General features: G+C 64.0%; 19 protein-coding genes. 8 read left to right on the top strand and 11 right to left on the bottom strand.

Features of this window, described 5'->3' with window-relative positions; all coding sequences use genetic code 11:
- Positions 1-16: 16 nt before the first annotated feature.
- From gshA to AC0IYS_RS30380, 6 genes are all read right to left on the bottom strand, one after another.
- Positions 17-1,615: a glutamate--cysteine ligase gene (gene gshA / locus AC0IYS_RS30405; protein WP_471708682.1), complete on the bottom strand. Its 1,599-nt coding sequence runs from the start codon at positions 1,613-1,615 to the stop codon at positions 17-19.
- Between the two features lie 173 nt (positions 1,616-1,788).
- Positions 1,789-2,628 (bottom strand): peptide chain release factor N(5)-glutamine methyltransferase, encoded by an 840-nt coding sequence (gene prmC, locus AC0IYS_RS30400; protein WP_471708681.1) that lies wholly within the window; start codon positions 2,626-2,628, stop codon positions 1,789-1,791.
- Entirely contained in the window at positions 2,625-3,098 is a 474-nt protein-coding gene (locus AC0IYS_RS30395) for a disulfide bond formation protein B (protein WP_471708680.1), read from the bottom strand. Before AC0IYS_RS30395 ends, prmC begins: the two co-directional genes overlap by 4 nt.
- 65 nt (positions 3,099-3,163) lie before the next feature.
- Positions 3,164-4,240 carry a peptide chain release factor 1 gene (gene prfA / locus AC0IYS_RS30390; RefSeq protein WP_471708679.1) on the bottom strand — a complete coding sequence of 359 codons (1,077 nt, stop codon included), beginning with the start codon at positions 4,238-4,240 and terminating at the stop codon, positions 3,164-3,166.
- 105 nt (positions 4,241-4,345) lie between these two features.
- Positions 4,346-5,620: a glutamyl-tRNA reductase gene (hemA, locus tag AC0IYS_RS30385; RefSeq protein ID WP_471708678.1), complete on the bottom strand. Its 1,275-nt coding sequence runs from the start codon at positions 5,618-5,620 to the stop codon at positions 4,346-4,348.
- Positions 5,621-5,749: 129 nt separating this feature from the next.
- Positions 5,750-6,442 (bottom strand): response regulator transcription factor, encoded by a 693-nt coding sequence (locus tag AC0IYS_RS30380; protein WP_090323982.1) that lies wholly within the window; start codon positions 6,440-6,442, stop codon positions 5,750-5,752.
- 247 nt (positions 6,443-6,689) lie between these two features.
- Here AC0IYS_RS30380 and AC0IYS_RS30375 point away from each other — a divergent pair, with 247 nt between their 5' ends.
- Positions 6,690-7,220: a hypothetical protein gene (locus tag AC0IYS_RS30375; RefSeq protein WP_471708677.1), complete on the top strand. Its 531-nt coding sequence runs from the start codon at positions 6,690-6,692 to the stop codon at positions 7,218-7,220.
- A 47-nt stretch (positions 7,221-7,267) separates the two neighbouring features.
- Here the strand turns inward: AC0IYS_RS30375 and minE are convergent, their stop codons facing one another.
- The 4 genes from minE to metE all read right to left on the bottom strand — a co-directional run bounded on the left by minE (position 7,268) and on the right by metE (position 11,788).
- Positions 7,268-7,519, bottom strand: a complete 252-nt coding sequence (gene minE / locus AC0IYS_RS30370) for a cell division topological specificity factor MinE (RefSeq protein ID WP_090323978.1) — start codon at positions 7,517-7,519, stop codon at positions 7,268-7,270.
- Between the two features lie 2 nt (positions 7,520-7,521).
- A complete protein-coding gene (gene minD / locus AC0IYS_RS30365) occupies positions 7,522-8,337 on the bottom strand; it encodes a septum site-determining protein MinD (RefSeq protein ID WP_471708676.1) in 816 nt (271 codons plus the stop codon).
- Between the two features lie 36 nt (positions 8,338-8,373).
- Positions 8,374-9,195: a septum site-determining protein MinC gene (gene minC, locus AC0IYS_RS30360; protein WP_471708675.1), complete on the bottom strand. Its 822-nt coding sequence runs from the start codon at positions 9,193-9,195 to the stop codon at positions 8,374-8,376.
- Between the two features lie 211 nt (positions 9,196-9,406).
- Positions 9,407-11,788 carry a 5-methyltetrahydropteroyltriglutamate--homocysteine S-methyltransferase gene (gene metE, locus AC0IYS_RS30355; RefSeq protein ID WP_471708674.1) on the bottom strand — a complete coding sequence of 794 codons (2,382 nt, stop codon included), beginning with the start codon at positions 11,786-11,788 and terminating at the stop codon, positions 9,407-9,409.
- Positions 11,789-11,895: 107 nt separating this feature from the next.
- Between metE and AC0IYS_RS30350 the strand changes: the two genes are divergently transcribed.
- From AC0IYS_RS30350 to AC0IYS_RS30325, 6 genes are all read left to right on the top strand, one after another.
- Positions 11,896-12,804 carry a LysR family transcriptional regulator gene (locus AC0IYS_RS30350; protein WP_471708673.1) on the top strand — a complete coding sequence of 303 codons (909 nt, stop codon included), beginning with the start codon at positions 11,896-11,898 and terminating at the stop codon, positions 12,802-12,804.
- A gap of 277 nt (positions 12,805-13,081) precedes the next feature.
- Positions 13,082-14,260: an acetyl-CoA C-acetyltransferase gene (locus AC0IYS_RS30345; RefSeq protein WP_471708672.1), complete on the top strand. Its 1,179-nt coding sequence runs from the start codon at positions 13,082-13,084 to the stop codon at positions 14,258-14,260.
- 97 nt (positions 14,261-14,357) lie between these two features.
- A complete protein-coding gene (phbB, locus tag AC0IYS_RS30340; RefSeq protein ID WP_471708671.1) occupies positions 14,358-15,098 on the top strand; it encodes an acetoacetyl-CoA reductase in 741 nt (246 codons plus the stop codon).
- A gap of 87 nt (positions 15,099-15,185) precedes the next feature.
- On the top strand, positions 15,186-16,142 hold the full coding sequence (gene pip, locus AC0IYS_RS30335) for a prolyl aminopeptidase (RefSeq protein WP_471708670.1): 957 nt from the start codon (positions 15,186-15,188) through the stop codon (positions 16,140-16,142).
- A gap of 129 nt (positions 16,143-16,271) precedes the next feature.
- Positions 16,272-16,718 (top strand): DUF2721 domain-containing protein, encoded by a 447-nt coding sequence (locus tag AC0IYS_RS30330; protein ID WP_471708668.1) that lies wholly within the window; start codon positions 16,272-16,274, stop codon positions 16,716-16,718.
- Between the two features lie 23 nt (positions 16,719-16,741).
- Positions 16,742-17,194 carry a hypothetical protein gene (locus AC0IYS_RS30325; RefSeq protein WP_471708667.1) on the top strand — a complete coding sequence of 151 codons (453 nt, stop codon included), beginning with the start codon at positions 16,742-16,744 and terminating at the stop codon, positions 17,192-17,194.
- A 1-nt stretch (position 17,195) separates the two neighbouring features.
- Here AC0IYS_RS30325 and AC0IYS_RS30320 read toward each other — a convergent pair whose 3' ends face one another.
- Complete coding sequence (locus AC0IYS_RS30320; RefSeq protein ID WP_471708666.1) at positions 17,196-17,813, bottom strand: SRPBCC family protein; 618 nt, start codon at positions 17,811-17,813, stop codon at positions 17,196-17,198.
- Positions 17,814-18,019: 206 nt separating this feature from the next.
- On the opposite strand from AC0IYS_RS30320, the gene AC0IYS_RS30315 reads away from it, so the two are divergent.
- Positions 18,020-20,065 (top strand): 2,4-dienoyl-CoA reductase FMN-binding domain-containing protein, encoded by a 2,046-nt coding sequence (locus AC0IYS_RS30315; RefSeq protein ID WP_471708664.1) that lies wholly within the window; start codon positions 18,020-18,022, stop codon positions 20,063-20,065.
- Positions 20,066-20,134: the final 69 nt, after the last annotated feature.

Here is a 20,134-nt window from a genome sequence, read left to right as displayed (position 1 = left end):
CCCCGAAGGTGTTTGGTTAGTCGCAGTCGACGGTGGAGTGGCACAAATTGCTGGCCCGGTAGGCGGCCACGTAATCGTCGAAATTGTTCTGCGGGGCGGCTTCCATCTCGGCCTGCTCGGCCAGCGAGGCGGCGGCCAGGCCGTCGAAATACGCCGCTTCGTCGGCGCCCGGCGGATGGCTGCGGAAGTACGCGGCGTGCTTTTCGCTCTGCGCCAGCCCGAAGGCGGCGAACGACTTGCCGTTGGCTTGCAGGGTCGCCAGCACCTTGGCCGACGGCGTCAGGCTGGCGTCGGCCAGCTTGGCCGCTTGCGCTGCGATCGCGTTGGCATGCGCGCTGTCGCCGCGCAGCGAGTCGAGCAGCTCGGCCGCCGGACGGATACGTTCGAGCAGGTCGGCGCCCCAGCTTTGCAGGCCGATGTCGCCGTCGTCGTTGGTCAGGGTCAGGCCCGGACGGCGGCCTTCCTTGACGGTGCGGGCGAAGTTGCGCGTGTGGCGCAGGCTTTCCTCCGGCGTGATCTTCGGGCTTTCCTCCAGTGCGCAGAACAGCAGGAAAGCGTCGAGGAAGCGGCCCGCTTCGACGCTGATGCCGACCGGCTCGAACGGGTCGACGTCCATGCAGCGCACTTCGATGTACTGCACGCCGCGCGCGCACAGCGCCTGGATCGGCCGTTCGCCGGTCTGGATCACGCGCTTGGGGCGGATGGTGGAGTAGTACTCGTTTTCGATCTGCAGCACGTTGGTGCTGAGCTGTATCCATTCGTCACCGCGCTTGGTGCCCAGTTCCGCGTAAGGCGCGTACGGCTGGTTGACGGCCTTGGTCAGCGCGGCGACGTAACTGTCCAAACAGTTCTCGTGCGGGCTCAGACCCGACTGCGCGTCGTTCTGGTAACCGAGGTCGCTCATGCGCAGGCTGGTGGCGTAGGGCAGGTACAGCGTGTCCTCGGACAGCGTTTCGAGCTTGTGCGGACGCCCGCGCAGGAAGCCGGTCGACAGCACCGGCGAGGCGCCGAACAAATACATCAGCAGCCAGCTGTAGCGGCGGAAGTTGCGGATGGTGGCCAGGTAGGCTTCCGACTGATAGCCCTTTTTCGACAGGCGCTTTTCAGCCGGTTCGTTCTCCGCCAGCACGCGCCACAGGCGTTCGTCCAGCGAGTAGTTATAGTGGATGCCGGCGATGCACTGCATCGCTTTCCCGTAGCGTAGCGCCAGGCCGCGGCGGTACACATGTTTGAGCGTGCCCAGATTGGAGCTGCCGTACCAGGCGATCTCGATGTCTTCCTCGCCCGGCAGCTGGCATGGCATCGACTGGCTCCACAACAGCTCGTCGCCCAATTTGCTGTAGGCGTAGCGGTGGATGCCGTCGAGTTTTTCGATGGTGGTGGCGATGTCCTTTTCGGCCGGCGTGATGAACTCCAGCAGCGCCTCGGCATAATCGGTGGTGATTTGCGGATGCGTCAGGGCCGAGCCCACGGCCACTGGATGCGGCGTGGCGGCCAGATGGCCGCTCCGGTCAACCCGCAAGGTTTCGCGCTCGATGCCACGCAAGCCGCCGAGCACCGCGCGGTGCTCTGGCTTGGCCAGCAGTGCCAGGCGGCGAGTCAGTAGATTGGACAATTGGATCTTCCTTTCGTGTTGCATCAAACAAACTGTGAGGTGCGAGATTAACCGAAAACGGGCAAACGCGTCGGCAAGGCCAAAAGTTGGCCATCACCAAAGATCGCTTGCTAGTTTATCAAATAGTGGGGGAGGTGGCGCAAAGCCAGCATATCCCGGGGGAGGGGCGTCTGTCAGTGCGCCCGCGCACCGGTCACGCGCTCGATGCCGGCCAGGTCGGTCCAGCTTTGCACGTCGGTGTAACCTTGTTCGGATAATAACTGTCGCACCGCCGCCGACTGGTCGTAGCCGTGCTCCATCAGCAGCCACCCTTGTGGCTTCAAATGTGCCCTGGCCCCGGCGACGATGATGCGCAGCGCCGACAGGCCGTCGGCGTGGTCGGTCAGCGCGCCCACCGGTTCGTAGCGTAGATCGCCCTCGGACAGATGGCGGTCGCCGCTGGCGATGTACGGCGGGTTGGAGGCGATGACGTCGAACGGCGGCCTTGCTTCCAGCGCCGCGTACCAGTCGCTTTGCAGGAAGGCGACGCGGGCGCCGTTGGCGGCGGCGTTGCGGCGCGCCACGGCCAGCGCCTCGCCGCTGACATCGAGGGCGGTGACGTCGGCGTCGCGCCGCGTATGGGCCAGGGCGACGGCGATGGCGCCGCTGCCGGTGCCCATGTCGAGCACACGGCCCGATGGCGGCAGCCGCTCCAGGGTCAGCTCGACCAGCAGTTCGGTGTCGGGACGCGGTATCAGCACGGCGCCGCCGACTTCAAACGGCAGGCCGAAAAACTCCCGCTGGCCGACGATGTAGGCGATCGGTTCGCCGTCCAGGCGGCGCTGCACCAGCGCGGCGAAGCGCTGCGCCTCGTCGGCGTCCAGCGCCCGTTCGGACTGGGTGATCAGGCCGACGCGGCTCAGTCCCAGCGCGTGGCACAGCAGGATGCGGTTGTCCAGCGCGTCGAGCAGCGACTGGATTTGCAGCGCGCCGACGGTGAGGCCGGCCTCGATGGCGCCGAGTCGGTCGATCATGCGCGCGGACGTCGCAACAGTGCCCACGCCAGCGCCAGGGCGAAGAAGGCGAACCAGATGAAGGACCACTGCGGAATCGACAGGCCGAACCACGGCGCCAGCGCGTCTTCGCACAGGCCGTCGGCCCTGAACAGGAAGGGCAGGTAGGTGGCGGTGGGGATCTTGTTGAGGAAGGTCTCCATCGGGTCGATGCCGCACGACAGGCCGGGGTTGGCCAGCACGTACAGGTGGTCGCCGGCGTAATACAGCCCGCCCAGCGCGGCCAGCAGGCCGACGCCGGCGCCGATTTTCGGCTTGCTGATATACGCGCCGACCAGCGACGCGATGCCGATCGCCAGGAACAGGTAGCGCTGGATCACGCACAGCGGACACGGAAGCATGTCGAGGCCATGCTGCAGGTACAGGGCGACGGCGACCACGCCGAAGCTGGCGAAGGCGATAAACAGCAGCAGGGAGCGGGACTGGTTCATGTTGTTATCCGTTTTGTAGGTCGCGTGATTTTCGCACATTGGCGACAGCGGAGCTTAGGCGGCTCTTAATCGCCCAGCGCCGCCAGCAACTCGGCCTGGTGTTCGGCCGCCAGCGCGTTGGTCAGCTCCGTCAGGTCGCCGTCCATGATGAAATCGAGCTTGTACAAGGTCAGGTTGATGCGGTGGTCCGTCATGCGGCCCTGCGGGAAGTTGTAAGTGCGAATCCGCTCGCTGCGGTCGCCCGAGCCGATCAGGCTCTTACGGGTGGCCGCTTCCTTCGATTGCTGCTCGCGCAGCTGCACGTCCTTGATGCGCGCCGCCAGCACCTTCATCGCCTGCGCCTTGTTCTTGTGCTGCGAGCGGTCGTCCTGGCATTCGACCACGATCCCGGTCGGCAAGTGGGTCAGGCGCACGGCGGAATCGGTCTTGTTGATGTGCTGACCGCCGGCGCCGGACGCGCGGAAGGTGTCGATGCGCAGGTCGGCCGGGTTGATGTTGACGTCTTCGACTTCGTCCGCCTCCGGCATCACCGCCACGGTGCAGGCGGAGGTGTGGATGCGGCCCTGCGTTTCGGTGGCCGGCACGCGCTGCACGCGGTGGCCGCCGGATTCGAACTTCAGCTTGGCGTAGACGCCGTTGCCGACCAGGCGCACGATCACCTCGCGGTAGCCGCCCAGGTCCGACGCCGATTCCGACACCACTTCCACCTGCCAGCGATTGCGCTCGGCGAAGCGGGTGTACATGCGCAGCAGGTCGCCGGCGAACAAGGCCGATTCGTCGCCGCCGGTGCCGGCGCGGATTTCGAGGAAGATGTTGCGCTCGTCGTTGGCGTCCTTCGGCAGCAGCATTTTCTGCAGCTCGATTTCCAGTTCCGCCATGCGGGCCTTGGACGCTTCGATTTCGTCCTGCGCGAATTCCTTCATCTCCGGATCGGACAGCATCTCCTGCGCGGCGGCGCCGTCGCCGATCGCCTCCTGATACGAGTTGTAGAGCGCGACCAGCGGACCGAGTTCGGCGTGCTCGCGGGTCATTTTTCGGTAGGCGTCCATATTGCTGGTGGCGCCCTCGGACATCAGCAGTTCATCGAGTTCGACCAGGCGGTTGGCCAATTGATCGAGCTTGGACAGCATGGATGGTTTCATAGCGTATTCGGTATTCCGTGAGGGGTGAAGCGGATGCCGCGAGGACGCGGCGCGAGGTGCGACCGGCGACGGGCGCGATCGGCGTTGTGGTGCGTGGCGGGGGCGCTAACGGCGGCCGCGGAACAGCTGCGGCAGCAGCTCGGCCAGGTGGGCGCGCTCGTCGCCCTGGGCACGGTGCAGCGCCTGCTGCGGACCGTGCATGAACTTCGCGGTCAGGCCCTTGGACAGGGCTTCGAGGACGGCGTCGATGTCCTCGCCCTTGGCCAGCATCTTGCGGGCGCGTTCCAGTTCGACCTGGCGCAGCGCCTCGCCGTTTTCCTGCAAACTTTGGATGACCGGCACCACGGCGCGGTCGTCGATCCAGTGCATGAACGACTGCACCCGCGTTTCGATGATCGCCTCGGCCTGCGCGACGGCGGCCAGGCGGTTTTCCATCCCGGTCTGCACGACTTTACCAAGATCGTCGACGGTGTACAGGAAGGCGTCGTTCAGGCGCGACACCTCCGGCTCGATATCGCGCGGCACCGCCAGATCGACCATGAACATCGGCTTGTGGCGGCGCGCCTTTATCGCGCGCTCCACCATGCCAAGGCCGATCAGCGGCAGCGACGAGGCGGTGCAGGAGATGACGATGTCGTACTGGTGCAGCTTGTCCTGCAAATCGGCCAGCCGGATCGCGCGGCCGCCGTAGCGGTGCGCCAGCAGCTCGCCGCGTTCCAGGGTGCGGTTGGCGATGGTGATGGTTTTCGGATTCTGCGCCGCGAAGTGGGTGGCGCACAATTCGATCATCTCGCCGGCGCCGATGAACAACACGTTCTGCTCGGAGATCTTGTCGAAGATGCGCTGCGACAGGCGCACGGCGGCGGCGGCCATCGACACGCTGTGCGCGCCGATCTCGGTGGTGCTGCGCACCTCCTTGGCGACCGAGAAGCTGCGCTGGAACAGCTGGTGCAGGTAGGTGCCCAGGCCGCCCGCTTCGTCGGCGGTGCGGATGGCGTCCTTGATCTGGCCGAGGATCTGCGTCTCGCCCAGCACCATCGAATCGAGCCCGGAGGCGACGCGGAAGGTGTGGCGCACGGCGTCGTGCTGCGGCAACAAATACAGGTGCGGACGCAGTTCGGCGTAGTTCAGCTTGTGGAAATCGGCAAGAAAATGGGCGCCGGCGTCGAGCGGCTCGGGCACCTGGCTGGCCGCGTAGAGCTCGGTGCGGTTGCAGGTCGACAGGATCGCCGCCTCGTCGCTGCCGCGATGGTCGATGCGCTCGAACCACGAACGCGCCGCCACCACCGCCTGGCCGAGCTGGTCAGGGGCGAACGCCAGCTGCTCGCGAAGCGAGACCGGTGCGGTGTTGTGGTTGAGGCCGACGGCAAGCAGCTGCATTTCGGGTCCGGACGATGGATTAGCGGACATTATACCGTGATGTACCTGTATCTTGCCCCGAAGCTTGCCCCGAAGCTGCCTAAAGCCATAGCAGCCGCCCTTGCCTTCGGAGCAGTCCGGCCGGGAGGATCAGGCCGCGCCGAGTTTTTCCAGACGGTAACCGTAGCTGTAGACCGGCACCAGGCGGAAGCCGTTTTCCGGCTTCAGCTGTAATTTGTTGCGCACGCGCGAAACGTGGGTGTCCATGGTGCGGGACGGCACGGCGGTCTCGCGGATCCACACGGCTTCATGAATATAGGCGCGCGACAGCGGCCGCCCGATGTTGCGGAAAAATAACAGTGCGAGGTAGAACTCTTTGTGGGTGACGTCCAACACCACGCCATCCATCAGCAAACGGCCGGGCCGGGTCTCGAAAACGTATTGACCGAATTGCAATTGTTCAGCGCCGTTCTGGGCCGGATAGGCGCGGCGCAGCAGCGCTTGCACGCGCGCGACCATCTCGCTGCGGCGCAGCGGCTTGATCATGTAATCGTCGGCGCCGGCGGCCAGGCCGGCGACGATATCGTCCTCGCCGGAGCTGGTCGTGAGGAACAGCACGGGGGCGCTGTCGGGCAGCTTTTCACGAGCGCGGCGCATCACTTCGGCACCGGTCAGATCGACCACCTGCCAGTCGAGTATGAGCATGTCGTAACTGTCTTTACGCAGCTGTGCCAGCACGTCTTTCGCGGTCTGAAAGCTGTGGCAAATGTGGCCGGCGGAGGTCAATACCTGGCAGATCAAGTCTGCCTGGCTGCGGTCGTTGTCGAGTACGGCGATTCTCATACTGCTGCCTGTAGGAAATATATGTTAAAGAGATGTCACGTCAAATATAACAGAGATTCACAAATTAATTGGCAGAATGATTAAATATTTTTTTTGGGACATTAACGTTTGTCGTTTGACAACGCATTTTGTTGCATATTTTCATCGTGCGCGCCCGTTCGGTTATTACACGGTACACTGGAAAAAGCCCGAATTCAATGAAGAAGTTGAAATTTGGAAAGAATCCTCAGTTCATCCGGGAGCCGCTATGGGACTCAAAACAAACACAAACTGGACCCTGGTTCCGGGCACCGCGCGCGATATTGATGCGGTGCGGGAACGCTGCCGGAAACTGGTGCGGCGCCGCGCGATGGTGTCGGCCGGCGTGGCGGCGGTGCCGATTCCGGGCCTCGACGTGGTGTCGGACATGCGCCTGTTCGCGCAGCTGATCGACGACATCAACCACGAGTTCGGTTTGTCCGACGAGCAGATCGAGAAGCTGCAGCCCAGGTTCAGGCTGATCGCCTATGAAGCGGCGATCGGCGTCGGCGGCATGCTGATCGGTAAGGTGGTCACGCGCGAGGTGGTCACGCAGTTGTTGCGCCGGAGCGGCATGAAAGTGGTCGCGCGCCAGGCCGGCAAGATGGTGCCGCTGGCCGGCCAGCTGGCGGCGGCCGGGATAGGGTTTTTCGCGTTCCGGCAGATCGGCTACCAGCACGTGGAAGCGTGCGCCAAGGTGGCGGCGAAGCTGGTGACGGCAGGTGTCGGGCACGACGGCGCGGTGGCCCATCCGGCTTAATTGTGTCGCGGACGACACGTTGGCGGGCCGTCGGGCCCGCCATTTTTTTACGCGTCCGGCAGCACCACGTTGACGTCGAGTACTTCCAGGTTGCCCTGGCGATCGAGCGAAATCTTGATGTCGTCGGCGTTGACCTTGGTGTACTTCGAAATCACCTCAATCAATTCCTTGTGCAGCGCCGGCAGAAAATCCGGACCGCTGCGGCCATTGCGCTCGCGCGCGATGATGATCTGCAACCGCTCCTTGGCCGCCGTCGCGGTCTTCTGTTTTTGCGGGAACAGGAAAGAAAGCAGGGCCATGGTCACTTGCTCCCAAAAATACGCTGCAGAAGGCCTGGCTTTTCATAAGTGACGAAGCGCAACGGCAATTCCTGGCCGAGGAAGCGCGACACCACGTCTTCGTAAGCTTCCGCGACATCGGTGCCCTTGAAGTGAATGGCCGGGTTACCCTGGTTTGAAGCGTGCAGCACCGATTCCGATTCCGGGATGATGCCGATCAAAGGAATGCGCAGAATTTCCTGCACGTCTTGGTACGACAGCATTTCGTCCGCTTCCACGCGTTTCGGCGAGTAGCGGGTGATCAGCAGATGTTCCTTGACCGGCTCGCCGCCGGTCTGGGCGCGGCGCGACTTGGCCTGGATGATGCCGAGGATGCGGTCCGAATCGCGCACCGACGACACTTCCGGATTGGTGACGATGATCGCTTCGTCGGCGAACGTCAGCGCCATCAAGGCGCCGTGCTCGATGCCGGCCGGCGAATCGCAGATGATGAACTCGAAGCCCATGTTGATCAGCTCGTGCAGCACGACTTCCACGCCGTCTTCCGACAGCGCATCCTTGTCGCGCGTCTGCGAGGCCGGCAGGATGAACAGGTTGTCGCAATGCTTGTCCTTGATCAGCGCCTGGGTCAGCGACGCTTCCTTGTTGATCACGTTGATCAGGTCGTACACCACGCGGCGTTCGCAGCCCATGATCAGGTCCAGGTTGCGCAGGCCGACGTCGAAGTCGATGACGGCGGTCTTATGGCCGCGCATGGCCAGGCCGGTGGAGAAGCTCGCGCTGGAAGTCGTCTTACCGACACCGCCCTTGCCGGACGTCACTACAATGATTCTCGCCACAAATAATCCTTTTCAGAGAGATGAACAGCAGGCCACTCAGGCGCGGTTCGCGGAATTGACAGATAGTATATCGATTCGGTCGCCGACCAAGCGAATTTGCGCAGGGGAACGCGCGAACTCGGCGGGGAAACCGTCTTCAAAAGTACGGTAAACGCCGGCAATTGACACCAATTCCGGCGACATGGTCATCGCGAAGATGCGCGCGTCGGGGTTGCCCGAGGCGCCCGCCAGCGCGCGGCCGTGCAGCGTGTTGTAGACGTGAATGCTGCCGTCGGCGATGACTTCGGCGCCGTTGTTGACGACCGCCGTGATGATCAGGTCGCAGCCGCGCGCGTAAATGCGCTGGCCGGCGCGCACCGGGGTGTCGATGATCATGACGCCGGCGTTGCCGGGCAGGCTGTCGGTGGCAGCGGCGGCGGTGGCCGCCGCGACCGGCGCTTTGCTGGCGGCCGGGGCCGGGGCCGGGGCCGGTGCCGCCGTTGCTGCCTTGGCGGCGGCTTTGGCTGCGGGGGCGTCGGCCTCGTCGGCGCGCGGCTTGGTCGCGGTTTCCAGGCTCAGTCCGTGGGCGGCGATCTCGGCGGCCATGGATGGCGGCGCGTTGCGCACGGCGACCGGATTCAAGCGGTATTTTTTCAGCAGGGCGATGATGCCGGCCCAGTCGATCGGATCGCAGCCGGCCGGCAGCGCGGCGACGTCGATCACGGCCAGGTCGTCTTCAAAAAAGTCGGTGGTGCCGCCCGTCATTTCGGCCAGCGCGGCGTCGAGAGCGATGCTGTCGGCGGTCGCCAGGATCGCGGAAACGGCGACAACGGTGGAAATCTTGATTTCGATAGGCTTTTGAAACAGGCTCTTGGACATGGGCGACAGTATTAGAGGTATATGAGGTAAACAACCTCGCGCGCATGCGCAGGCACGAGCATTCTACTGTGGAAAGCGGGAGATGGGGAGGCCCGATACGCGTGCGCGCCAGCAAATATGCGGGCGGAGGCCCATTCTGAATTACGTGGGGCGGATTAGCGCAGCGTAATTCGCCAATGCATGCGCCGTTTGTGCCGATGTCCGTGGACCCTTAATAAATCGCATGCTCCGCGCGCAGTTGATGTGCCGCCGCCACCATATTGCGCAGCGCCGTCTCCGTCTCCGCCCACCCGCGCGTCTTCAGGCCGCAATCCGGATTCACCCAGAGATTGCCAGCAGGAATCACCGCGCTGGCTTTGCGCAGCAGCCTCACCATTTCCGCCTGCCCCGGCACGCGTGGCGAGTGGATGTCGTACACGCCCGGTCCGATCTCGTTCGGATAGCGGAATTGTCCAAACCCGTTGAGCAATTCCATGTCCGAGCGGCTGGTCTCGATCGTGATCACATCCGCATCCATCGCGGCGATCTGCGGCAGGATGTCGTTGAACTCGGCATAGCACATGTGGGTATGGATCTGCGTGCCGTCCGCCGCCGCGCCGGCCGAGACGCGGAACGCGCGCGTGGCCCAGTCCAGATACTCGTCCCAGCGGCCCCGGCGCAGCGGCAAGCCTTCGCGCACGGCGGGCTCGTCGATCTGGATGATGCCGATGCCGGCCCGCTGCAAATCGTCCACCTCGTCGCGGATCGCCAGCGCGATATGCAGCGCGGTGCGCGAGCGCGGCTGGTCGTCGCGCACGAACGACCATTGCAAAATCGTGATCGGTCCGGTCAGCATGCCTTTCATCGGCTTGCCGGTCAGGCTTTGCGCATGCACGGTCCAGTCCACCGTCATCGCCTTCGGGCGGCTGACGTCGCCGTAGATGATGGGCGGCTTGACGCAGCGCGAGCCGTACGACTGCACCCAGCCCAGTTGCGTGAAGACGAAGCCGTCCAGCTGCTCGCCGAAATATTCGACCATGTCGTTGCGCTCGGCTTCGCCGTGCACCAGCACGTCGAGTCCCAGCGCCTCCTGGCGGCGCACCGCGTAGGCGATCTCGTCGCGCATCCTGGATTCGTAGTCGGCGGCGTTCAGTTCGCCGCGCTTGAAGCCGGCGCGGGCGGCGCGGATGGCCGGCGTTTGCGGGAACGAGCCGATGGTGGTGGTCGGAAAGTCCGGCAGTTGCAGGCGCGCGCGTTGCACGGCCTGGCGCTGCGCGAAACTCGATTGCCTGCGGTCGGCGTCGTCGCCCAGCGCGGCCAGGCGCTCGCGCACGGCTGGTTGATGCACGCGTTCGCTGGCGCGGCGACCGGCCAGCGCCGCGCGCGAGACCTCCAGCGCATCGGTGACCGAAGCTTCGTGGATGCCTTGCAGCGCTTGCTTCAGCACGTACAGCTCGTCGAGCTTTTCGGTGGCGAAGGCCAGCCACGATTTGATGTCGGCGTCGAGCGCGTGTTCGGCGGCCAGCGTGAACGGCACGTGCAGCAGCGAGCACGACGATGACAGCCACAGCTTGCCGCCGCGCTTGTCGACGATGGGCGCCAGGGTGGCCAGCGCCGCGTCCAGGTCGGTGCGCCAGATGTTGCGGCCGTCGACGATGCCGACCGACAGCACCTTGTGCACCGGCAGCCAGTCGGCGATGCTGGTCAGCTCATGGGCGGCGCGCACGCCGTCCACATGCAAACCGGCCACCGGCAAGCGGCAGGCCAGGCTCAGGTTTTCCTCCAGCGGCGAGAAATAGGTCGCCAGCAGCAGCGGCACGCCGACCTGATTCAGTTGCCAGTAGGTGTATTCGAACGCGCTGCGCCAGGCAGGCGGCAGGTCGAGGCCGAGGATGGGTTCGTCGATCTGCACCCATTGCACGCCTTGCGCCTTCAGACGGTCCAGCGCCGCGCCGTAGACCGGCAGCAGCTTGTCGAGCAAGTCCAGGCGGTTGAATCCGGCCGCGCCGCTTTTCTCCTTGCCCAGCCACAGGAAGCTCAACGGCCCGAGCAGCACGGCCTTGACCGCGTGGCCGAGCGATTGCGCTTCCGCGACTTCGTCGAACAGCCGTTCGCAGGCCAGCGAGAACGCGGTTTCCGGTGTGAATTCAGGGACGAGGTAGTGGTAGTTGGTGTCGAACCACTTGGTCATTTCCAGCGCTGCCGACGCGTGCACATCGCCATCGTGGGAATGGTCGTGGCCGCAGCCGGGACCGCATTCCGGGGGCTCTTTGCCGCCATCGCCGCGCGCCATGGCGAAATAGCGGCTCAGCTGCGATTGGCGGGGATCGAAGCCGTAGCGCGCCGGTTCGCAGCCCAATAGCTGAACATGATTGGCGACCTGGTCGTAGAAGGCGAAATCGCCGACAGTGACGAAGTCCAGCCCGGCTCGCTCTTGCAGCGCCCAGTGGCGGGCGCGCAGAATGCGGCCGACCGCTTCCAGTCCGGCCTCGTCCAGTTCGCCACGCCAGTGCGATTCCAGCGCGAATTTCAGTTCCCGTGCCGCGCCGATGCGTGGAAAACCGGGAACGTGGGTGTGGATGTGGCTTGAGGCCGCTTTATTTGATGGTGTCATGATCGGTGTCATCCGCATTTAATATTGATGCGATAAAGTTTGCGGCATTCCGGTCTATAATCAAAACGAAAGATTTTGTAGTTTCACATGAAAATTTTTAATAGACCATGCTAGAGATACGCCACCTTCGCACCCTGAGCGCGCTTCGTTCGGCCGGCAGCCTGGTGCGCGCCGCCCAACTGCTCAACCTGACCCAGTCGGCGTTGTCCCATCAGATCAAGTTGCTGGAAGATCGCTACGGCGGACCGCTTTTTGAGCGAAAATCCGTGCCGATCGGCTTTACCGCCACCGGCGCGCGACTTCTCAAACTGGCCGATATGCTGCTGCCGGAAATTGAGGCGGCCGAGCGCGAAGTGGCCCGGCTGACCCAGGGCGACACCGGCCAGCTGCGTGTCGCGCTGGAATGCCACACCTGCTTCGATTGGCTGATGCCGGTCATGGACGAGTTTCGCAAACGCTGGCCGGACGTGGAAATCGACCTGGTGTCCGGTTTCCACAGCGAGCCGGCCGAGCTGCTGCGCAGCGGCGCCGCCGACCTTGTCATCGGTTCGCCGTACGGCCCGGATTTCGTCACGTTCCCGCTGTTCCGTTATGAAATTTTGGTCGTGATGGCGCAAAAACACCGGCTGGCGATGCAACGCCGCCTGCACGCGGCCGACTTCGAGGGCGAGACCCTGATCACCTATCCGGTGCCGGAAACCCGCATCGACCTGATCCGTGAAGTGCTGCAGCCGGCCGGCATTCAGGTCCAGCGCCGCACCGCCGAGCTGACGGTGGCCGTGCTGCAATTGGTCGCCAGCCGCCGCGGCATCGCCGCCTTGCCCAACTGGGCCATCAAGAACTATGTCGACTACGACTACGTCATCGCCAAGCCGGTGGGCGACCACGGCCTGTGGAGCGACCTGTTCGTGTCGGTGCCGGAGTCGCAAAAGCAAAAAGCCTACGTCCTCGATTTCGTCAAAGTGATACGCGAGCAGTGCGCCGCCACGCTCGACGGTATCAGATTATTGTCGTGACAAATTTACATTGTTTCTTCAAAATGTCTTGAGGCACGTCGAGGGAAAGATTGACAAAAATCAATGTGTCGCCAAATCCGGGCGCTTACGATGGCTCCGCGACTTGGGACAATCGTTGGCATGGATGCTGCTAGAGAAATAACTGGCATTCCTCGCGGCGACGCACAATCGAAACCCCCCACGGCCTCGCCGTCGTAGGCGTATTATCGACGTTCACGTAGTTGCTCAATGTTGTTGCTAAACTAAGCCGGCCCCGGCCGGCGTATTGGAGAGTCATATGGATGATGTAGTTATCGTGGCCGCTGGCCGTACCGGTGTCGGCAAATTCGGCGGCAGCCTCGCCAAGATCGCGGCCTCGGACCTGGGCGCGCACGTGATCAAGGGCCTGCTGGCCAAGACCGGCATCGATCCAAGCCAGATCAGCGAAGCGATCCTGGGCCAGGTGCTCACCGCCGGCGTCGGCCAGAATCCTGCCCGTCAGGCGGTCATCAAGTCCGGCCTGCCAGATTCCATTCCCGGTTTCACCATCAACCACGTGTGCGGCAGCGGTTTGAAAGCCACGCACCTGGCGGCCCAGGCGATTAAATGTGGCGATGCACAAATCGTCATCGCCGGCGGCCAGGAAAACATGAGCGCCTCGCCGCACGCGATGCCGGGTTCGCGCGACGGCTTCCGCATGGGCGAGATCAAGATGGTCGACACCATGATCGTCGACGGCCTGTGGGACGCGTTCAACAATTACCACATGGGCATCACCGCCGAGAACGTCGCGAAAAAACACGACATCTCGCGCACCGAGCAGGATGAGTTCGCGCTGCAATCGCAGCTGAAGGCCGAAGCCGCTCAAAAAGAAGGCAAATTCAAGGACGAGATTCTGCCGCTGGAAATCGCCAATAAAAAAGGCACCATCGTCTTCGACAGCGACGAATACATCAAGCCCGGCTCGACCATCGAAGGGTTGGCCGGCCTGCGTCCGGCGTTCAACAAGGAAGGCAGCGTCACCGCCGGCAACGCGTCCGGCCTGAACGACGGCGCCGCCGCCGTCATCATGATGTCCGCCACCAAGGCCAAGGAACTGGGCCTGCCGGTGCTGGCCAAGGTCAAGGCCTACGCCTCGTCCGGCCTGGACCCGGCGCTGATGGGCATGGGCCCGGTCTCGGCCAGCCGCCTGTGCCTGAAAAAGGCCGGCTGGACGCCTGACGATCTGGACCTGATGGAAATCAACGAAGCCTTCGCCGCGCAGGCCGTCGCCGTCAACAAGGAAATGGGCTGGGACACCAGCAAGATCAACGTCAACGGCGGCGCCATCGCCATCGGCCACCCGATCGGCGCGTCCGGCGCCCGCATCCTGGTCACCCTGATCCACGAGATGATCCGCCGCGACGCCAAGAAGGGCCTGGCTTCGCTGTGCATCGGCGGCGGCATGGGCGTGGCGCTGGCGATCGAGCGTCCATAAGATAACGATAAAACCTGCCGCCTCCGCGGTCGCGGGGCGGCGCGCGAACTTTGGTGTCAGCGAAGTTTGGTATCAACTACGATGAGGGGACAATAAAATGGCAAGAGTTGCATTGGTAACTGGCGGTATGGGCGGTCTGGGCGAAGCGGTGTGTTTCAAACTGTCGGCGCTCGGCTATAACGTGGTCACGACGTATTCCCCTGGCAATCCCAAGGTCGAGCAGTGGCTCGCCACGACGCGCGACCAGGGGTTCAACTTCCGCGCCTATCCTTGCGACGTGGCGGACTACGACTCGGCGCAAGCCTGCGTGGCCGCCATCGAAAAGGACATCGGCCCGATCGATGTGCTGGTCAACAACGCCGGCATCACTCGCGACATGACGTTCAAGAAGATGGACAAGCCGAACTGGGACGCCGTCATGGCCACCAACCTGGATTCCGTGTTCAACATGACCAAACCGGTCTGCGACGGCATGGTCGAGCGCGGCTGGGGTCGCATCATCAACATTTCGTCGGTCAACGGCCAGAAGGGCGCCTTCGGCCAGACCAACTATTCGGCGGCCAAGGCCGGCATGCACGGCTTCACCAAGGCGCTGGCGCTGGAAGTGGCGCGCAAGGGCGTGACCGTCAACACCATCTCGCCGGGCTACATCGGCACCAAGATGGTCATGGAGATCCCGCAGGAAGTGCTCGATACCAAGATCATCCCGCAAATTCCGATGGCGCGCCTGGGCAAGCCTGAGGAAGTGGCCGGCCTGGTCGCGTATCTGTCGTCGGACGAGGCGGCCTTCGTCACCGGCGCCAACATCGCCATCAACGGCGGCCAGCACATGTCCTAAGCTTGCCGTTACGGCAATCGAAGCCAGGTTCGTTCGCGATCCTGGCTTTTTTTTCGTACAATCAGCTATCGATGCCAAAGGATAGCCATGTTCGAACCGACCTCGCCCCTGTTCCCGCCCATCCTGCCGACCCGGCACGGCATGCTGGCGGTCGACGACCTGCACACCATCTACTGGGAGGAGGTCGGCAATCCGAACGGCATTCCGGTGATCTTCCTGCACGGTGGCCCGGGCGCCGGCCTGTCGCCGCAGCACCGCCGCTTCTTCGACCCGGAACAGTACCGCGTGATCCTGTTCGACCAGCGCGGCGCCGGCAAATCGCTGCCGCTGGGCGAGTGCCGCAACAACACCACTCAATTGCTGATCGCGGACATCGAACGCCTGCGCGCGCTGTTCGGCATCGAGCAGTGGCTGGTGTTCGGCGGCTCGTGGGGCTCGACCCTGGCGCTGGCCTACGGCCAGGCGCATCCCGAGCGCTGCCTGGGCTTCGTGCTGCGCGGGATCTTCCTGTGCACGCAGGCGGAAATCGACTGGTTCCTGTACGGCGCGCAGTGGTTCCACCCCGAGGTGTACGCAGAGTTCATCGCGCCGATTCCGGAGGCGGAGCGCGGCAACCTGCTCAAAGCCTATGTGGACCGCATCATGAGCGACGATCCGGAGGTCCACTGGCCGGCGGTGCGCGCGTGGAGCCGTTTCGAGGGCCGCCGCGTGTTCCTGCTGCCGCAGCCGGAGGACCCGCCGTCGGACAGCCTCGATCTGGGCGTCGGCCGGCTGGAATCGCACTACATGGCCAACCTGGGCTTCTTCGGCGACGATCAACTGATCCGCGACATTGGCCGCATCGCCCATCTGCCGGCGGTGATCGTGCAGGGCCGCTACGACGTGATCTGCCCGCCGTCGTCGGCCTGGCGCCTGCGCGAGGCCTGGCCCGGCGCGGTGTTGCACATGATTCCCGACGCCGGCCACGGCGCGATGGAAAAGGGGATCGCGCGCGCGCTGGTCGGCGCGACCGAACAGTTCAAGCGCAACCGCGCATTTGCATAAACCCCGCACATTCGCGTACGCGGCGCCGGGAATCGGCCCGCGCACGCCCCGGGCTGCTACACTATGGCTTGACTAGCAATATCGACGGCCCAGAGAGGCAAGCATAAAAACCCAGCACTTATGGCAATCATGAATCTTCAGATCGGCGACATCGGCCACATTATCCAACTGGCCATCGCGCCGGTGTTCCTGCTGACGGGCGTGTGCACCAACTTGATGGTGCTGACCAACCGGCTGGCACGCATCATCGACCGTTCGCGGGTGCTGGAGGACCGGCTCGACATCGGTTACAGCGACGTCTATCTCAACGAACTCGATGTGCTCTACCGACGATCGCACCTGATCAACGCCTCGATCACCCTGTCGACCGCCTGCGGCCTGCTGATTTGCCTGGTCATCGCGATGCTGTTTTTGGGCGACATCACCAATACCCCGCTGGACAAATACATCGCCGGCATGTTCGTGGTGGCGATGGGAGCGCTGATCGGCAGCTTCTGCTACCTGCTGCGCGAAATCTTCATCGCCTCGGCGGCGATGCGCTCGCACCGCCACGTGCGCCGCGCCCCGGTCAAATAACCTGTAAAGAATAGAGTACCAACATGCACGACTACCAACGCCCTCCAACCCTGCACCGCTACGGCGTGCGCGAAGACCTGGAACTGGCGCTGACCCAGGGCCAGTTCATCCTCGTCCCGGCCTCGAACTGCCTGACCCTGAGCTTTTCGCAGGCGTGGGACCGCAAGCTGTTCGAGCTGTTCTCGGCCGACGCCTGCCTGATCATCCACAACACCGAGGAATTCGGCGAGCGCCTGCACCGCGCGGTGCAACGCACGCTCCCCAGCTGGGCGGGCATCGACGGCGCCGTCGAATATGGCACGCGCGCCGCGCTCGGCGCCGCCTTCACCAAGACGGCGGCCGAAGCGCAGGAGCAGGAGTGGCAGTTCGCCTGGCGCTCGATGCAGAGCAACTTGAGTTTGAATCCGGTGCTGGTGAAGATCGGCAGCCTGGAAAACTTCGCCGAGCTGCGCTCGCGCGATACTTACCTGGCCTGAGCTACCTGGCCTGATTGGGCTGTGGCGGCGCCGGTGCTTGCTGCGCCGGCGGCGTGACGGGGACTGCCGGCGTGGCCTGCACGCCGCCGCGTTTGGGCGCGTCGTCGCGGCGCTCGATGCGCGCCACCACGGCGCTCATCATATGTTCGATGTCGCTGCGGATCATGTTCGACCCCAGGATGCCCGGTACGTAAAAATTCGGCAGCAGCCTGCCGCTGTAGACAATCCTGGTGCCGCCGGTTTCGGGCACCGGCACCAATTCCCATTTCGATTCGTAGTGCTTCATGTCGCCGGAGATCAGCGAGATCTCGATCGACGACATCGGCTGCTCGGTCGCCCGCACGATCAGATGGATGGCCTTGGACATGAACAAAAAGCGCGCCACGCCGAATTGTTCGATGATCACTTCGTTACCGTTGCGTGACAGGACCTTGCACGATTCCAGGTCCGGCACGAACTCCGACATGCGCTCGTAGCCCGTCAGTACGCGCCATACCTTCGGCAGTGGCGCCGCCACCGTCGCGGTGGCGTCCACTTCATACATGTGCCGCGCTTCGGCGTCCACGCGATTGACCGAGACCTCCAGCTTGGGTAGTTCAAGCTTAGGTGCTTGTGCCATCGCCACCGGGGCAGCCACACCTAACAACAAATACACAAGGAATCGCTTCATCGTTCCAGCGTAAGGGAAAGGGTGGCAGAATACAAGCGAAGCGCCGTCACGTTACAAAATACACGCGGCGCGGGGCCTTTAGAAGCCCGGGTCTAGAGAATTGGGTTTTAATTCGGCCTCCGGCCTGACGCATACATCTGGACCATATAACTATAATGACAAACACACCATACCCCCATCTGCTGGCGCCCCTCGACCTGGGTTTCACGACGCTGCGCAACCGCGTCGTCATGGGATCGATGCACACCGGCCTTGAAGACCGCTTCTACAACTACGGCAAGCTCGCGGCCTTTTACCGCGAGCGCGCGCGCGGCGGCGTGGGGTTGATCGTCACCGGCGGTATTTCCCCCAACCGCTCCGGATGGCTGCTGCCCTTCGGCGGAACGCTCAACTTCAAGGGCGACGTCCACAATCACCGCCGCGTCACCAGCGCGGTGCACGAGGAGGGCGGCAAGATCCTGATGCAGATCCTGCACGCGGGGCGCTATGGATATCAGCCGTTCGTGGTGTCGGCGTCGGACAAGAAATCGCCGATCTCGCCGTTCAAACCGCGCGCGCTGACGGAGGCCGGCATCGAGCAGACGATACGCGACTACGCCCGCTGCGCCAAGCTGGCGCGCGCGGCGGGCTACGACGGCATCGAGGTGATGGGCAGCGAAGGCTATCTGCTCAACCAGTTCCTGTGCGCGCGCACCAATCTGCGCACGGACCGCTGGGGCGGCAGCATCGAGAACCGCATGCGGCTGCCGGTGGAAATCGTCAAGCGCATCCGCGCAGCAGTTGGTCATGATTTCATCATCATGTACCGCCACTCGCTGCTCGACCTGGTCGACGGCGGCAATACCTGGGAGGACGTGGTGGCGGTGGCCAAGGCGTTGCAGCACGCCGGCGTCACGATCCTCAACAGCGGCTACGGCTGGCACGAGGCGCGGGTGCCGACCATCGTCACGTCGGTGCCGCGCGCGGCCTTCGCCGGCATTGCCGGCCGCTTGCGGCTGGAGGTGACGATACCGGTGGTGGCGTCGAACCGCATCAACATGCCGGCCGAGGCGGAAGGTATCCTGCAGCGCGGCGACGCCGACATGATTTCGATGGCGCGTCCCTTCCTGGCCGATTCGCACTTTGTCGCCAAGGCGGCGCAGGGCAAGGCCGACGAGATCAACACCTGCATCGGCTGCAACCAGGCTTGCCTCGATCACACATTCTCCAACAAGCGCGCCAGCTGCCTGGTCAACCCGCGCGCCTGCCACGAGACGGAACTGGTGTACGCGAAGACGGCCAGGCCGCGCCGCGTGGCGGTGGTCGGCGCCGGGCCGGCCGGATTGTCGGCTGCGACGGTGGCGGCCGAATGCGGCCACGATGTTTCGCTGTTCGATTCCAGCGACAGCGTCGGCGGCCAGTTCAAGATCGCCATGCAGATTCCGGGCAAGGAGGAATTCGCCGAGACCATCCGCTACTTCCGCCGCCAGATCGATTTGACGGGCGTGAAGCTCAGGCTGGGCATGCGCGTCACGCGCGAGCAGCTCATCGCCGAGGGTTACGACGAGGTGGTGGTGGCAACCGGCATCAAGGTGCGCCGTCCGCCGATCGAGGGCATCGATCATCCGAAGGTGCTGTCGTATATCGACGTGTTGCAGAACAAGGCGCCGGTCGGCAGGCGGGTGGCCATCATCGGCGCGGGCGGCATCGGCTTCGATGTCGGCGAATATCTGCTGCACGATCCGAAGCATCCGCTGCCGCTGGCGCTGGATGTCTGGGCCAGGGAATGGGGCGTTGGTTTGAAGGGCGATACGCCCGGTGGCTTGGTGGCGCCGGAAACGCCGGCGCCGGTGCGGCAGTTGTATCTGCTGCAGCGCAAGACGTCCAAGCTGGGGGCGGGGCTGGGCAAGACCTCGGGCTGGGTGCATCGCGCCGTCCTGGCGCGCAATGGCGTGGTGATGATCGCCGGCGTGCAGTACGACCGGATCGACGATCAGGGCCTGCACATCACGGTCGGCGGCGAGCAGCGCTTGCTGCCGGTCGATAACGTGGTGGTGTGCGCGGGTCAGGACAGCCTGACCGAGTTGATGCCGTCGGAGGAGGAAGTGAAAGCGAATCCGTCGTGGCCGCGCTTCCGCAAGATCGGCGGCGCCGCGCTGGCGGCGGAGCTGGACGCCAAGCGCGCGATCAAGGAAGGCGCGGAGCTGGCGGCAGGCCTGTAACGTCCGCGCTAAACCCGCAAGGCGATCAGTCGCGGGGTCGTACCCGATGGGTACGACCCCTCTCACGTT

The organism is Duganella sp. AC237, assembly GCF_979254035.1.
Note: the sequence above shows the minus strand (reverse complement) of the source record. Positions and strands in the feature narration are given on the sequence as shown.